Origin of the sequence: Chthonomonas sp. (assembly GCA_016788425.1) — a bacterium.
GTDB lineage: Bacteria > Armatimonadota > Fimbriimonadia > Fimbriimonadales > Fimbriimonadaceae > JAEURQ01.
This window is the reverse complement of the sequence record JAEURQ010000004.1, coordinates 250,917-265,296: the sequence shown is the minus strand read 5'-3', so window position 1 is coordinate 265,296 and position 14,380 is coordinate 250,917. Positions and strand designations below refer to the sequence as shown.

Sequence of the window (14,380 nt, the reverse complement as noted above, 5' to 3'; positions counted from 1 at the left end):
GGCAAAGGAGGGCAAGCCGGACTCGCTCGCGGGGCTCGCGTCGTCCTCCCGCCCCGACCGCCCCGACGGCGGAAACTTCGCCATCGATTTTGACCAGATGTGGCTTATACTGTGTGCTCAGGCGGATTTCGCCCGGAGTTGTGTTTCACATGAGGAAGATTGCTGGTTTGGGGTTAGTCGCGGCGGCGCTACTGCCGGGGCTCGCGCTCGCGCAAGCGCGTCAGTTCCGGTATTTTCTCACCTATCAAGATCCGCAGTTGGTGCAGTTAGCGCGTAGCAGCGGTTCCGATTCTGACGCGGAGATCGGTGCCGAAATCCCAAACAATGTTTCGTTGGCTGTTCCTTCACTGTCTACCTTCTCGGTAGGGGTTTCGATGCAGCATATTGCAAACGGATACGGATCGGTTTTTCTTAGAACGTTTCAGAGCTATGTTGTTTACGATCGAGCCATCCTGTCGAACGTTGCCTATACTTCAGCAGCGCCCTTAGATGCGAGCTCATTCCGAAAGATATCTCCCGTATACACTGCTTCAAATCAGCTCAGTCAAAACCTTAGCGAGTTCGGTTCAGGCACTGTTTACGATGTTCATCGCAACCCGGTCGACGTGAATGGTGATGGTGTCCCTGACATTGCGACTTACGGTACGAGTGCTGGCCGTGGCATGGGGGCATACATTGGCGGCAGCGACTCCGCGGTCCAAGCACGCGGTGTGGGCACAAACTTCAGCATCACCCCAAATTATGATTTGCTTGATGGATTTGTTGCCTCTGGTTGGAGAAAGATAGTTCCGGGTGAGGTCGTTCATTTTTGCACTTCTACTTACACGAATGCCTTGAGCCTTGGAGAAACCTACGGTGCTAACGGATTTGAAACCGGCTTACACTTGTACACCACAGGGGGGGAGCAAACTGGCCACGGAAATAACATGGGCTTTCGAAGGAACGTAGACGATTATCCCGAACCCTGGCAGAATATTGGTGCCAAGTACACGCTCATCGGGGCTGCGCCTGTGCCTGAGCCAGGGGGGATGGTGGGCTTGCTCGCTGGACTTGGGATGATGATTCGCCGTCGCCGCTAGGTCGGCCCCGACGCAACCCCGCGCAACGCGTTCAGAACCCGCTTCCAGCCGCGTCGGCCCACGGCCACTCCCCCGGACTCGGCTGAGCTGGCCCTGAATGTAGGAGCAAAAGGGGCTGGCGAAGGAGCGCAACTTGGGCTCGCATCGTCCTCCTGCCACGTGAGGACGATTGGCGCCAAATCACATTCGTGGGCCGACGCGGCGAAGGGCCGAACAACCCCGAAACAAGAGCCGGACCAACGCCCACGAAAAAAATGGCGCGGAGTAAGGTATTCCAACCCGCCCGAACGCGCGGCCGGGGGGTGGGCGTAGTTCAAGGTACCATCAAGATTCCCCATGAGTGAGCGCGAATTTCGTCTGTTCGACACCGAAAGCAGGACCGTGAAGCCCTTGGTTCTCAGCGAACCTGGGCATCTTCGCTTCTATTCGTGCGGACCGACGGTCTACTCGTACGCCCACATCGGCAACTTCCGCACCTTCCTCACCGCCGACCTCATCGTCCGCACCGCCGAGGCGCTCGGTTGGCGGGTCAGCTACGTCAGCAACATCACCGACGTGGGCCACCTGACCACCGACGACCAGGCCGATGCGACCGGCGACGACAAAATGGAGAAGGCCCTGCGCAGCAAAGAGGGCGAACAATTTAAGAATGTGTGGGAATTGGCCGGCCACTACGCCACCGCATTTCAGCAAGATTGGGATCAGCTGGGGTTGCGCCGACCGATGGTGTGGCCGCGCGCCACTGAACACATGCGCGAGCAGATTTTGGCCGTGCAGCAGCTCATTGAGGACGGCTTTGCGTACGAAACTCCGACCGGTGTTTACTTTGACAGCGCCAAGTTTGCGCGCCGAGGCGCGCTCAGCGGCAACACCGAACTGGACAACCTGAAGGCCGGCGCGCGCGATGTGGTCCTGGACGATAACAAGCGTCACCAAGCCGATTTTGCGCTTTGGAAAAAGGACGACAAGCACCTAATGCAGTGGTATTCGCCGTGGGGATGGGGCTTTCCGGGTTGGCATATCGAGTGCTCGGTGATGGCGATGGCCTATCTGGGCGAAACGATTGACTTGCACGGCGGCGGCGAGGACCTGATTTTCCCGCACCACGAATGCGAGATGGCGCAGAGCGAATGCCTCACCGGCAAGGCGTTTTCGAATCATTGGATCCACACCAAGTTCCTGAGCGTTGAAGGCGAAAAGATGTCCAAGAGCAAGGGCAACTTTTACACCGTGCGCGAGCTGGTGCAGGATAAGGGCATTCATCCGCTGGCGCTGCGCTACGCCTTGATTTCGGTGCCTTATGGCAAACCGGCCAACTTTACCATGGACCTTTTGCGGGATAGCGAAGCCAAGGTGTTGCGCTACGAAGAGTGCCGGCTGATGGCCGAAGCCGCCGTAGACCGAGGTTTGCCCGGGCCGGATACGGTGGGCGCGGCGCTGGACGAGCTCGCGGACGCCGCGCTCGGTGCGATGCTGGAAGACCTGAACACGAGCGTGGCGCTGGCCAAGGCGTTGGAAGGCACGGGCGTGATTTTCCGCGAGGGCCGCACGATGTCGGCAGCGGCGGGCGAATCGGCTTTGCGCTACCTGCACGCAATCAACAACCTGCTGGGAATTGTGCCATTCGAGGCGCAAACCGGCGCGAATCTGGCGGTGGACGAGGGTCTGATTCAGTCGAAAGTGGACGAGCGGGCCGAAGCCAAATCGGCGCGCGATTTCGCACGGGCCGACGCGATTCGCGATGAGCTCGCGGCGATGGGAGTGGAGCTGCGCGACACGCCGGATGGCGTGGTGTGGCGGCTCACTCGCACGGTGTAATCATGGATTCAGCGCCTGCTCCGGCTTCGCGGCGACTTGGCCGTAACCTCGGGATGATCATGATGATCGGCACGGTCGTGGCCGTGACGTACTCGGTAGTGGATCGCAGTATGAAGGGCGCGGTGAACGCTAGATGGCTTAGATGCGGCGAGCGATTGGCGCGTAAAGCGATTGCCGAAGACGGCTTTCGGGCGCTGCAAGCCGAACGCAAGGAGCGCGACCGCGCCTACGTGAGCCGCGTGGTGCAAGAAGTGCAAGACACGGTGGGTCCGTGCACGCCCGAGGTTGGCGCGGTGCGGCCGACGAGCAAGCAGTTGCACGCCTTTAGCAAGGGCTTTGAGGGTGTGGTCGGCAAAAACTACTGAAGTTTGACCATCGCGCGCAGGCGCTGAATGTCCTTTTGCCCGACCGTGCGGCACTCGCCGAGCGCCATTCCTTTGACGGAAATGAACGCAATACGCTCGCGCTTAAGCGACATCACGTCGTGGCCTAACGCCTCGCACATGCGCCGAATCTGGCGGTTGCGACCCTCGTGCAGGGTGAGGCGGAGTACGGTTTCCTTGTCCGATTGGTGGACGAGTTCGGCTTGAATCGGCTTGGTCTTTCCGCCTTCGATCCACACGCCGGCGCGGAGTTTGGCCAGTTTTTCCGGCGGCATCACGCCGTGGATTTTGACCAGATATTCCTTATCCACGGCGTAGCGCGCGTGGGTCAGGCGGGCGGCGAGTTCGCCGTCGTTGGTAAACAGGAGCACGCCCTCGGTGTCCAGGTCGAGGCGGCCCACCGGCTTCAGCGAGACGCTCATGTCGGGCAGCAGATCCATCACGGTGCGGCGGTTGCGCTCGTCGCTGGTGGTGGTCACGTAGCCCTTCGGCTTGTTCATCACCACGTACAAAAATCGCTCGGCGACGACGGGGCGGCCAAACACGCGGACCTCGTCTTCGGGCCCGACGCGGACCCCCATTTCGATGACCATGCTCCCGTTGACCTCCACCGCGCCCTCGCGAATCAGCTCTTCGGCTTTGCGCCGCGAAGCCACCCCGCAGCGGGCGAGGAACTTGTGCAGACGTTCGGTTTCGGGGGTGGACATGGGGAGTAGACTCCCTTAAGTATGATGGCCTTGGCCCTGATTTCGCTGATCTCCATTGATCACTCAGCTGGATTTGCCCGTCTGGAGGGGCAATTTGAGGGGACGATGGCCTTTTACGATACGTTTGCCAAGGAGCGAAGATCGTTTCCGATTAGCTTGCGGTGGACCCCGTTCTCGGATGGCGCAACGGCGTTGTTCAAGTACCGTTTTCAGCCCGGCCAATATCAGTTAAGCATTGGCGTGATCTCAGTTTCCATGGACGGTACCGTGTGGCTGGACCGCAATAGTAGCTTTGAGGTGGAGCGATTTGACTTGTCAAATTGGGCGGAGTTTTGCGCGGGGCGTTCGGATTGGTTTCAAATTGAAACGGATCGCGAAAGTGAGATGGGGAACTCGCGGATGCGGTTTCGTTATACGTTTACTAAGGATGGGTTTGTGAGTGACAAATCCCTGCTCTGGGCGGGGAAATCCGCGTGGGAGTTTAGCCATCGCATGGAGTTGAAGCGGGTTAAACCAAATCCGTAAAACTAGCAAACTTTAGGCGAAACTGGTGGTGCTCCGCCCACTCCGTTTTGATTGCGTCGGCCCCGGCGATGGTAAGTTGGTTTGCGCGGATGTTTGCCACGACAATGTCGCAAGACGTGACAATGTTGACATCCGGCGCCACTGGTTGGGCTCGCTTGATCGCGCGGCGATCGTCAATGGCGAGGCTCGCGCCAAGCTTAACTGCCGCGGCGAAGCAAAACGCTTCTCCGTTGCCCAAGCCAAGACTGAGCAGGGCCGCGACAGTGTCGCTCAGGGTAACTCCCTCCAGGCTGAGAGTGCTGATCTTCCCGTCGTCAATAAGGCGATGAAGCGTATCTCGCTCGGTCAAAATCTCATCAATCACCGCATCAACAACGTGAACTTGGTATCCCAAGTTTTCAATGAGGTCGAAGCGCCTCACACGTAGAAAGTTCAACAACGTCGAAGCATCAGCAATAAGGAGCGTATCCGCCATCAATCAAAATGCGCTTGCACCTGCGCAAATTCTTCTTCTACATCTAACTTTGCGAGAGTGCAGAAGTCACGAAAGCGCCCGCCCGAGATAACTTCGCGCCGATAGGCTTCGCGGACAAGCCAGCGCAAGTAGGTTTCAAGATACGGCTGGTCGGACGCTTCCACCCACTTGCGCGCGCTACGCTTAGTCAGCAAGGTTTGCAGTTTTTCGCGAGTGACTTTTCCGAGATCACTTAGCCGATAAGCCGCCGCGTCATAACTCACCTGAAACCAATCCGCGATAAACGCGACATCGTGAAAATCGATCTCTTGCGAGCCGGGCGGGTTGCGCTTTTCAATCAGCTCGCCTGCATCGCTACTGTTATCGAAAAACGACATCGGCTCGCGGCTCGCACCACCTTTGTCGAGCCGCGCGAGCAACTCCAATATGCCTTTGGTTGGCATCAAAAACTCGCTGGCAAAGCTGTTCGCTCGCCGCTCCATCAGATCCTTGGCGTTGCTCGCACCACTCACCGAAGTGGGTCGGCCCACTCGATCCGCCAAGATGTGGGCGTACTCATGAGCATAGGAGAATCGGCGGCGACTGCGGTGGTGGCTCTGATTCACGATCGCGGCCGCGCCGATCGCGGGGTGGATCAGGCAGATGCCCGAGACGTTTTCCGGCATGGCGGCGGCGACGGCCCAGACCCCTTGTTGGGCAAGCACTTCGGCCACATCTGCAATCGGACCCGATCCCAAACCCAGCCGTTGACGCTCTTGATTGGCTAACTCCTGGCCCTGCTCATACGCTTCGGCGATCGAGCGCGGGTCGCGCATGCCATAGTCCGGCGGCAGCGGCAACGGCTCGTCGCCGAGTAGGCGCTCGATGGTGCGAGCTTCTTGGAATACGCTGGTGAACCACATGAGTTTCTCACGCAGTCCGGGTGATTCGGCCAAGGTTTCTTGCATCCGGAAGAGCGGGGTGAGCGGCTCGTCCTCGGAGTTGCCTTCCGGACTCAGGATCGAACCGAGCGACCGACCATACAGCCGCGCCAGGCGCGAAATTTCCAGCGAGTTAACGCTGCGGACGCCAGCTTCGATTTGGGCCAGGGTCTCGCGGGAAATGCCCACTTCCCGCGAAGCAATCGCCTGAGTAAGCGCCGCGCTTTTGCGCGCACTTTGCAATCGCGCTCCGAGAGTTTTTTGAGAAAGAGCCATACGCTAGTTTCGGCAGATTTTGCCCAGAATGTAAGCTTTTCTTACATTCACGTAAGTATGACGCGATTAATGAGCCGCGAGTTCCAGACCCAATGCCGCGTCGAGCTCGGTCGGCGCATGCGCAAACGAAGTAAACGCCCAGTCGACCATGCGGGGCTGGTCGGCCATCCAATTCGGCGAATGCAGCTGCACCGTAATCACCTGCCAATCGTTGCGGGTGGCGGAGCCGACGAAGCACCGCCCCGCCTTTTTCGTGTAACCCGTCTTAATCCCGTCGGCGCTGCTATCCAGGCTCAGCCACCTATTGCGGTTGGACACCTCTTCCTCGCGTAGGTCGCCGCGCGAAATCGTGGAGGCGGGCTGGCGGACCACCGCCCGAAACTCCTCGTTGTGCATGGCCGCGCGGGCCATGATGGCCAAGTCGCGGGCGGAGGTGTAGTGGCTCTCGTTGTGCAGCCCGTGCGGATTCATAAAATGCGTGGAGCTGCAACCCAGTTCCGCCGCGCGCTCGTTCATCATTGCGGCAAATTTCTCCTTGCTCCCGGCAATATGGATGGCCGCGGTGTAAGCCGCATCGTTGGCGCTGCGCAGCATAATCGCGGTGAGCAGGTCGGAGGCGGTGAGCTTTTCGCGCGGACGCAAGTTCATGCTCGATTCTCCAACGGAGGTCACGTCGCGCGGCGCAATCACCTGGTCGGTGGGGCTCGTATTTTCCAAGAGCAACAGGCCGGTCATGATCTTGGTGGTGCTGGCCGGAAACATTTTGGCGTCCGGGTTTTTTTCCCACAACACAATGCCGGTCGCGGCGTCGATAATGATGCCGGCGTCGGCCTTGATGCTCAGCTGAGGTTGCGCCCAGGCGGCGGTGGCAGACCCCACAACAAGGGCAAGAGCGGCAATGGTTCGAACTCGCATAGGCAACCTTTGATAAACTGACGGAATGACCCTGCATAGAGATGCAGAATGGCCCCGCGCGGGCGAATGGCTAGCCTCGGCATCGGCGACGAATCCGGCCCTCACGGTGGTGGGGGTGCCGTTTCAGCGCTCGATTTCGCCGGGGCGAGCGGACCTCGCGCCAGCGGCAATACGGGACGCCCTCCTTAAATACTCCACCTACCACCCCGACCATCACCTCGACTTGCGCGATTTGGCGGCGCTGGATGCGGGCGACATCGCCTGGACCAACGACGACGACCCGAGCAAGGAGATCGCCTTTGCTTTGCGAAAGGCGGCGGGGACGTTGGTGCTGTTGGGTGGCGACAACTTCATCACTCGTCCGGGAGTGCACGGGCTCGGCGTGCCGCTGGAGCAAGTCGGGTTGCTCACGCTGGACGCGCACTTGGACGTGCGGAATTTCGATGCGGGGTTGCATAACGGCAACCCGATTCGCGCGCTGATGGACGATGGTTTGCCGGGCGAAAACGTGGTTCAGTTGGGGCTGCTGCCCTTCGCCAATTCGCGCGAGTATTGGGAGTACGCCCGCGGCCAAGGAATCACGAGCGTCACCGCGAACACAGTGCGCGAGCAAGGGCTAGCCGGCTGCGTGCAACGGACGCTTGACGACTTCGCCGCCCGCGGACTCACCGTGTATGTGAACCTCGACGTGGACGTGCTCGACCGAGCTTTCTCGCCGGGAACTCCGGGCGCGCGGCCCGGCGGATTCACGCCCGACGAGGTCGCCGCGGCGGCCTTCGCGTGCGGCCGGTGCACGGCGGTGCGGGCCATGGATTTGGTGGAGATTGACCCGAACACCGATCAAAACGGACTTTCGTGTTTGGCGGCGGCTCGGTTCTTCCTCGAGTTTGCGACCGGCGTGTTGGCCCGAGGCGAGGCGTGAGCGAGTTTGCCATTATCCACGCATCGCTGCTGACCATGGGCGATCGTGGCCTCATTCGCGATGGCGCGATGATGGTGCGCGACGGGCGCATTTCGTGGATCGGCGCGACCAATGAGCTGGCTTACGGTGGCGACACCGTGGATGCTCGCGGCGGGCTGGTTTCGCCGGGATTTGTGGATTCGCACACGCACTTGGTGTTCGCGGGGCACCGCGCGGGCGAGTTCGATCAACGAAACGCCGGCGCGAGTTACCAGGAAATCGCCGCCGCGGGCGGCGGCATCAAGCGAAGCGTCGAGCAGGTGCGTGCGGCCAGCACGCCGGAGCTCACGCAGCAGGCCACCCGCCACGCGGAGTGGCTACTGGCCAACGGAACCACGTCGGCGGAAGTCAAAAGCGGTTACGGCCTTTCGCTAACCGATGAGCTGCGCTTGCTGGAAGTCGCGGGCGGCCTCGAAGCCTCGACCGGTCTTGCTGTGAGCCCGACGTTTCTGGGTGCGCACGCAGTTCCCACCGGCACTGACGGCGACGAATACCTGGCGCATGTGTTGCACGACATGCTGCCCGCGGTTAAGCAACAGGGCCTCGCGCGGGCCGTGGACATGTTCGTGGAGGACCGCTACTTTACGCCGGATGCGGCGCGAAAGCTGGCCGCGCACCGCGGCGATCTCGCGTTGCGGTTGCATGTCGATCAGTTTGGCGATGCGGGTGGCGCGGCTCTGGCCGTGGAACTCGGCGCGCAAAGCGCCGACCATCTGGAGTTCACCGGCGAGGCGGGCATCCGCGCGCTGGCGGCGAGCAACACCGTCGCGGGTTTGTTGCCGGCATCGGTGGCGGCGCTTGGGCGCGATCACTACGCCAACGCTCGGTCGATGCTCGACGCCGGGTGCCGGGTGGCACTGGCGACTGACTTTAACCCCGGCACCGCACCCTACGCGAGCATGGCAAGCGTCATGCATTTGGCGCGATTACACATGGGGATGACGGCCATGGAGTGTTGGCAAGCCAGCACAATTCGCGGGGCCGAGTCGCTTGGCTGGGCGGCGGATCGCGGTTCGTTGGAACTTGGCAAGCGCGCGGACCTCGTTTTGTGGGATGTCGCGGATCCGGAGGAAATCGGCTATTGGGTGGGCGTCTTCCCCCGCAAAGTTTGGGTCGCCGGGAACCTGCGTGTGTCTCGATAATTGCTGGTGGCAGGGTTACTAGCTGGCAAGATTTCGGCCCGCACCGTTACCGTGCGGACAAATACCAGATTGCGGCGGGGCCGCACGTTTTACTAGGAATCGCAGGCCAACGGCCACGGAACACGACCCCTGTCGGAGGATTATGTATCTACTTAACTGGGATCAAGAAAACAACGCAATTGAGGCGAGCCTGGGCGGCGTGATTACCGCGGGCGAAGTCAGCGTGATGGTGGACGACTTGGTGGATGAATTCGTGGCGGGCGATGTTGCCGGCTGGGAATTCGTTTTGGACACCACATTTGTAAAACGATTTGACGAGGGCGCTCACGACCAGATCAATCGGTTGCGCGACCTTTTGGCGATCAATGGTGCTCGCCTGGTGTTCGTGGCCGAGGATCAAAGCTTGGTCGAGGCGCTGACGAGTCAAAACCTGCAAGCCGTGTTGGAAGGTCGTGAGATCTACCGTATGGCGGCTTAGAGCAGGATATCGAGTAGGCAAAAGCCAAAGAACCCAAGGCTGACAAACCCGTTGAGGGTGAAAAAGGCGAGGTTCACACGGCTCAGATCATGCGGTTTGACCAGCGATTGCTCAAAGGCGAGCACGCTGGCGACAAACCCAACCCCCACCCAACCCCATAGCCCGCCGTCCGCGAGCCACGTCGCCCCTAGCAGGGCGACGATGGCGACCGTGTGCAGGGCGCGGCTGACTCGCATGGCACCCACCTTGCCGAGCGTCTCGGGGATGGATCGTAGCCCATGCTCCCGGTCGAATTCCTCGTCTTGTAAGGCGTAAATGATGTCGAATCCGGCGGTCCAGCCGATCACGGCGACCATGAGCGCCACGATTTCCGGCCGGACAAACCCGGCAACTGCCAAGTAAGCCGCGCCCGGCGCAATGGCCAACCCCAACCCCAGAACCAGATGGCAAAGCGGCGTAAACCGCTTGGTGCGACTGTAGATGAGGGTGACAAAAGCGGCGACCGGACTGAGCACGAGCGGCCAATAGCCGAGCATCGCCGCCGAGCCGAAGAACAGCCCCAGCGAGATGAAGAACAGCAGGTTCGCGGTGCCGAGCCGGAGCAGTCCAGCGGGGATGGCGCGCATCTTGGTGCGCGGATTGAGGGCATCAATGTCGCGGTCGGCAATACGGTTGTACGCCATGGCGGCGGATCGGCAACTGACCATGGCCAACAGAATCCAGCCGAACTTGGCCCAACCCGGCCACGCCGAGCCCGTCGCGGCGAGCGATCCCCACATCATGCCGATCATCGCGAACGGTAGCGCGAAGATCGAATGCTCGAATTTGATCATTTCGAGAAACGTGGAGATGGCGCGAAATCCGCTGACGGCACTCACGACTCTATTTTGACTGTTTTGGCCTGAGTTGCTAGGCTACAATACTGTTGGGAAAGGGGTCGTGGTTGTTGCAGTTGTCGGGTTAGGCTTGATCGGCGGGTCCATTTTGCGTGGTCTAGCGGCGAGCGGTTTGACCGATCGCCTGCTGGGTTTTGACACGTCCGTGCCCGCGGTGGATCACTTTCGCGAACTCGGATTGGACGCCTACGGGGCGTCCGAGCTCAGCCGCGCCGAACAAGCCGACTTGTGGGTCGTGGCAACTCCGCCGCGAACGCTCGCGTCGGTGCTCGACGAGGTCGCCGCATTGCGGCAATCCGATTCGGTCGTGACCGACGTCGCCAGCATCAAGGGCAGTTTCCGCGATTCGGCGGCCCCCATTGGCTCCCATTTCGTCGGCGGCCACCCGATCGCCGGCAAGAGCGCCAGCCACCACAGCCTGGCCGATCCCGATTTGTTTGTGGACGCGCCATGGGCGCTTTGCGATGACTTTGAGCCGAGCCGTGAGGTGCGTCACCGCGTGGAGACGATGGTGTACGCGCTCGACGCGCAACCGATTTGGATGTCGAGCGAGGAGCACGACCGCCACTTGGGGCTGCTTTCGCATTTGCCGCACATCTTGGCGGCGGTGCTGTTGCACCAAAGTTTGGGGCTCAGCCACGTGGGGTTGGGCGGCGGATCGTGGCGCGACCTCACCCGCGTGGGCGGCAACTACGCCGAGTTGTGGGCGCAGATTCTTCCGCAAAACCGCGAGCATGTCCGCGCGCACTTGGCCGCGCTAAAGGCCAAGATCGAGGATGTGGATGCGCTCCTCGCGGCGGGTTCCGACGAGGAGCTTGAAGCCTTTTTGACCGAGGCAGACCGGATTCGGCGGGGCGGCGAGGCTTAGCCTTTCGCCTGCGAAATGACTTCCACCTGAAACTCGCGCGTGCTGGCCTTGCCGCCGAGGTCAATGGTCAAACACTTGCCGTCTTGGCATACCCGCAGCACCGACTGTTGTAGTTTGTCGGCTTGCTCCATGTGGCCCAAGTGACGCAGCATCATGACCGCACTCATGAGCAGAGCGGTGGGATTGGCCACGCCCTTTCCGGCGATGTCAGGCGCGGAGCCGTGCACGGCCTCGAACACGGCGCAGTTTTGGCCGATGTTCGCACCCGGCGCGAGTCCGAGTCCACCGACCAACCCCGCGCAGAGATCGCTTACGATGTCGCCGTAGAGGTTTTCGGTGACCATCACGTCAAACTGCTCGGGCCGCGTGACCAACTGCATACAGCAGTTATCCACGATGATGTCGTCGGCTTGAATCTCCGAGTAATCCTTGGCGACCTTATAAAACTCTTCAAGGAACATGCCGTCGCACAGCTTCATGATGTTGGCCTTGTGGATGGCGCTCACGCGCTTGCGACCCTGGCTGCGGGCCATTTCGAACGCGTACTTGGCGATGCGGTGGCAACCCGGACGGGTGATGACCTTGACGCCCTGCGCGATATCCGGGTGCGGCATAAACTCGATGCCCGCGTAAAGGTCTTCCGTGTTTTCGCGCACGATGATGATGTCGAGATTCTTGTCGGCAAACGGCCCCTTGACGCCGGGCAGCGTCTTGGCGGGACGCACGTTGGCAAAGAGGTCGAGCGCCTTGCGCAGCGCGACGTTGGCCGAGCTGTGGCCGCCGCCTTTGGGCGTGGTCGTCGGGCTTTTGAGGGCGACGCCGATGTCGCGAATCTTGTCGAGGGTTTCCTTGGGCATGGGGTCCAGGCCCTTGTCCACGGCGCTCAGCCCGGCGTCGAGGTACACCCAGTCGGCGGAAAATCCGGTGGTCTCGAGGATGGCGATGACCGCCTCCATGATTTCTGGGCCAATTCCGTCGCCCGGAATCACGGCGATCTGTCGCTTGCTCATATACTTAGTATGATCGGTTCCTTTTCATGGGCAAAACAGGAGGAAATTTTCTGTCAGTAGCTTGCACTTAGGCAACCTGGTAGTGCAAAAATCACACTTTGAGGTTACGATATCTGCGTGGATGACGACGAATTCGAAGTAACTCGATTAGCTGAGCACCTTGTGTGGCGCGCAGAGTGTGCACGTAGTAAGCGTCGCCATCTAGCGAGGGACCGCGATAGGTCCGCAAAGATCTCTGAAAAGGACAGTGAACTGCGGGGTGAAGCAGAGCGCCTGAAACCAGTGGCGATTGAATTGGCAGCGAGCTTGGGGCTCATCTTTGATCCGGAGATGCACTCGTTGTATCGAGATGCTTCTACCGAGGTCCCCGATTATCTACGATATGTTCGTTTACAACCGGAGATTGATCCAAGCGGAGAGGGAGATGAAGCGATCGCGTACGCCTATAGTCAACTAAGGGCAAGCAGGATGAGCCCGGAACACAAGAGGCTGATGGAAACTCTTGCGGAGATCGAAATGGCCGATGTCATGCGCGAGGCACTTCGGAAGATGGAGCCTATCTGACCCCAATTCGCAATCTTGGATCAGATCTCGAACTGAGGCTTGAGGCCCGCACCGACGAATCGCGGCGTAACTGGGGGAGAAAGTAAGCGTACAATGCTTTGAGAGGAGAGTTTTAATGAAAACCAATTCCTATGTTCGATGGATGGCCGCGATTGTTCTGGTCGCGCCGACGATGGCGAGCTTCGCCATGGACGATTTGCTCGGTGGAGGCCGAGGTGGCGGCGGTAAAGGCAACGGCAACGGCGGCGGCGGCAATAGCCAAGGCGGCGGAAGCAGTCAAGGCGGCGGCAAAGGCAACGGCGGCGGCGGAAGCAGTCAAGGCGGCGGCAAAGGCAACGGCGGCGGCGGTAACAGCCAAGGCGGCGGCAGCAGTTCCGGTGGAACCCGCGGCGGCGGCAGCGGCACCGTGCCGGTGCGCGACAATCCCCCCGCACGCGACGGCGGCAGCCGTTCGGGTCGCGACCCGATTATCGTGCCGGACCGAGGGCGACCGCAGCAAACCTCGCAAGGGCGTTCGGGCCAAAGCACTTACAAGGGCAATAACAACGCCTCAGTGCGCGGCAGCAACACCCGCGACTACGTTCAGGTGCAAGACATTCCGAGCTACAGCGACATTCGACGCCAAGCCAACCGCGAAGAAAGCGTCCGCGTGAACCGCGGCGGCTACAACAACGGCAACAACGTGCGTTGGCGCACCGGCTACTACCACTACGATCCGTACTGGTCGGATAGCAATTTCTCGTATCCGTTCTACAGCTTTAGCGTGAACAACGGTTGCGCGCTCTCGCCGTGGTACAGCTACTCGTACCTTCCGGGTTACGTCAGCACGACGCGAATCAGCTTTGACAATTGCTGGAATCTGCGCGTTGACCTCGGCTACACGTACCGCTGGGAAGCGCGGTCGCGCTACGACCGCCGATCGGATTCTTACGGCGTGGATATGGCGGTTTCGGCGATTGACCGAGCGTTCGACAAGGATGATCCCCGCATCATCGGCGAACTCATTCCCCGCCGCGACCGAGTGACCATTCGCAGTCGGTGGGAGCGACCTTACTCGTTGGGAAGCGACGACTTCTACGACATGATGGCCGACCTCATTGAGAACTCGCGGACGAAGAACTACCACATTCGCCAAGTGCAACACGACCGATCGTGCAGCACGGTGCGGGTGACGGCCGAGCACATCTATTACGATGCCTGGCGCAACCAGCGCACCGCGTGGCACAGCTACACGCTCGAAGAAGGTCGCTACGGCAACTACCAAATCGTGGAATTTGCCATCAACGACGGCCAATTCGGCGACGACGACTGGCGACGCTGAGCCGCAATCCGCGCAAAACGCAAGCCTGCTTCGACTTCGGTC

Annotated in this window: 16 protein-coding genes; 10 read left to right on the top strand and 6 right to left on the bottom strand. The window is 60.5% G+C overall.

The features are described from left to right. Positions 1–149: 149 nt before the first annotated feature. The 3 genes from JNJ45_11145 (at position 150) to JNJ45_11135 (ending at position 3,262) form a co-directional block, all read left to right on the top strand. Positions 150–1,079: a PEP-CTERM sorting domain-containing protein gene (locus JNJ45_11145; GenBank protein MBL8049225.1), complete on the top strand. Its 930-nt coding sequence runs from the start codon at positions 150–152 to the stop codon at positions 1,077–1,079. Positions 1,080–1,415: 336 nt separating this feature from the next. After that, positions 1,416–2,897 carry a cysteine--tRNA ligase gene (locus tag JNJ45_11140; GenBank protein MBL8049224.1) on the top strand — a complete coding sequence of 494 codons (1,482 nt, stop codon included), beginning with the start codon at positions 1,416–1,418 and terminating at the stop codon, positions 2,895–2,897. Between the two features lie 2 nt (positions 2,898–2,899). Next, positions 2,900–3,262: a hypothetical protein gene (locus JNJ45_11135; protein ID MBL8049223.1), complete on the top strand. Its 363-nt coding sequence runs from the start codon at positions 2,900–2,902 to the stop codon at positions 3,260–3,262. Here JNJ45_11135 and JNJ45_11130 read toward each other — a convergent pair. Continuing rightward, positions 3,256–3,987, bottom strand: a complete 732-nt coding sequence (locus JNJ45_11130) for an rRNA pseudouridine synthase (GenBank protein MBL8049222.1) — start codon at positions 3,985–3,987, stop codon at positions 3,256–3,258. The genes JNJ45_11135 and JNJ45_11130 overlap by 7 nt on opposite strands. A 21-nt stretch (positions 3,988–4,008) precedes the next feature. Between JNJ45_11130 and JNJ45_11125 the strand changes: the two genes are divergently transcribed. Next, positions 4,009–4,512 carry a hypothetical protein gene (locus JNJ45_11125; protein MBL8049221.1) on the top strand — a complete coding sequence of 168 codons (504 nt, stop codon included), beginning with the start codon at positions 4,009–4,011 and terminating at the stop codon, positions 4,510–4,512. On the opposite strand, the gene JNJ45_11120 is transcribed toward JNJ45_11125, so the two are convergent. The 3 genes from JNJ45_11120 to JNJ45_11110 all read right to left on the bottom strand — a co-directional run bounded on the left by JNJ45_11120 (position 4,496) and on the right by JNJ45_11110 (position 7,098). Then, on the bottom strand, positions 4,496–4,933 hold the full coding sequence (locus JNJ45_11120; protein ID MBL8049220.1) for a hypothetical protein: 438 nt from the start codon (positions 4,931–4,933) through the stop codon (positions 4,496–4,498). The genes JNJ45_11125 and JNJ45_11120 overlap by 17 nt on opposite strands. Positions 4,934–4,986: 53 nt before the next feature. After that, positions 4,987–6,183, bottom strand: a complete 1,197-nt coding sequence (locus JNJ45_11115) for an ImmA/IrrE family metallo-endopeptidase (protein MBL8049219.1) — start codon at positions 6,181–6,183, stop codon at positions 4,987–4,989. Positions 6,184–6,249: 66 nt separating this feature from the next. After that, on the bottom strand, positions 6,250–7,098 hold the full coding sequence (locus JNJ45_11110) for a D-alanyl-D-alanine carboxypeptidase (GenBank protein ID MBL8049218.1): 849 nt from the start codon (positions 7,096–7,098) through the stop codon (positions 6,250–6,252). Between the two features lie 25 nt (positions 7,099–7,123). Between JNJ45_11110 and JNJ45_11105 the strand changes: the two genes are divergently transcribed. From JNJ45_11105 to JNJ45_11095, 3 genes are all read left to right on the top strand, one after another. After that, positions 7,124–8,020 (top strand): agmatinase family protein, encoded by an 897-nt coding sequence (locus JNJ45_11105; protein MBL8049217.1) that lies wholly within the window; start codon positions 7,124–7,126, stop codon positions 8,018–8,020. After that, positions 8,017–9,201 carry an imidazolonepropionase gene (locus tag JNJ45_11100; protein ID MBL8049216.1) on the top strand — a complete coding sequence of 395 codons (1,185 nt, stop codon included), beginning with the start codon at positions 8,017–8,019 and terminating at the stop codon, positions 9,199–9,201. The genes JNJ45_11105 and JNJ45_11100 overlap by 4 nt, the downstream gene beginning before the upstream one ends. A gap of 142 nt (positions 9,202–9,343) precedes the next feature. After that, on the top strand, positions 9,344–9,679 hold the full coding sequence (locus JNJ45_11095) for a hypothetical protein (GenBank protein MBL8049215.1): 336 nt from the start codon (positions 9,344–9,346) through the stop codon (positions 9,677–9,679). Here JNJ45_11095 and JNJ45_11090 read toward each other — a convergent pair. Further along, complete coding sequence (locus tag JNJ45_11090; protein ID MBL8049214.1) at positions 9,676–10,512, bottom strand: UbiA family prenyltransferase; 837 nt, start codon at positions 10,510–10,512, stop codon at positions 9,676–9,678. The genes JNJ45_11095 and JNJ45_11090 overlap by 4 nt on opposite strands. A gap of 106 nt (positions 10,513–10,618) precedes the next feature. Between JNJ45_11090 and JNJ45_11085 the strand changes: the two genes are divergently transcribed. Further along, the gene (locus JNJ45_11085; protein ID MBL8049213.1) at positions 10,619–11,443 is read left to right on the top strand and encodes a prephenate dehydrogenase/arogenate dehydrogenase family protein; all 825 of its coding nucleotides are present in this window, start codon (positions 10,619–10,621) and stop codon (positions 11,441–11,443) included. Here the strand turns inward: JNJ45_11085 and JNJ45_11080 are convergent. Continuing rightward, the gene (locus tag JNJ45_11080) at positions 11,440–12,453 is read right to left on the bottom strand and encodes an isocitrate/isopropylmalate dehydrogenase family protein (protein MBL8049212.1); all 1,014 of its coding nucleotides are present in this window, start codon (positions 12,451–12,453) and stop codon (positions 11,440–11,442) included. The two genes, JNJ45_11085 and JNJ45_11080, sit on opposite strands and share 4 nt — an antisense overlap. A 117-nt stretch (positions 12,454–12,570) precedes the next feature. Here JNJ45_11080 and JNJ45_11075 point away from each other — a divergent pair, with 117 nt between their 5' ends. Together JNJ45_11075 and JNJ45_11070 are read left to right on the top strand one after the other, a co-directional pair. After that, a complete protein-coding gene (locus tag JNJ45_11075) occupies positions 12,571–13,017 on the top strand; it encodes a hypothetical protein (protein MBL8049211.1) in 447 nt (148 codons plus the stop codon). 142 nt (positions 13,018–13,159) lie between these two features. After that, complete coding sequence (locus JNJ45_11070; protein MBL8049210.1) at positions 13,160–14,338, top strand: hypothetical protein; 1,179 nt, start codon at positions 13,160–13,162, stop codon at positions 14,336–14,338. The last annotated feature ends 42 nt before the right edge of the window (positions 14,339–14,380 follow it).